The following is a 302-nucleotide window of genomic DNA, read 5'->3' as shown; positions in this document are numbered from 1 at the left end:
CCCCACCTTCCTCCGAGTTGACCCCGGCAGTCTCCTATGAGTCCCCACCATCACGTGCTGGCAACATAGAACGAGGGTTGCGCTCGTTGCGGGACTTAACCCAACATCTCACGACACGAGCTGACGACAACCATGCACCACCTGTAAACCAGCCCCAAAGGGGAAACCACATTTCTGCGGCGGTCCGGTTCATGTCAAGCCTTGGTAAGGTTCTTCGCGTTGCATCGAATTAATCCGCATGCTCCGCCGCTTGTGCGGGCCCCCGTCAATTCCTTTGAGTTTTAGCCTTGCGGCCGTACTCC

1 rRNA gene is annotated in these 302 nt (G+C 57.3%); it reads right to left on the bottom strand.

The window, feature by feature from the left end:
- Window positions 1-302 (bottom strand): 16S ribosomal RNA (locus DXK94_RS19730); the annotation flags it as partial.

Source organism: Arthrobacter sp. RT-1, from assembly GCF_003367205.1.
Taxonomy (GTDB): Bacteria; Actinomycetota; Actinomycetes; order Actinomycetales; family Micrococcaceae; genus Arthrobacter.
The sequence above is the reverse complement of the archived record's forward strand: the minus strand, read 5'-3'. Positions and strand labels throughout refer to the sequence as shown.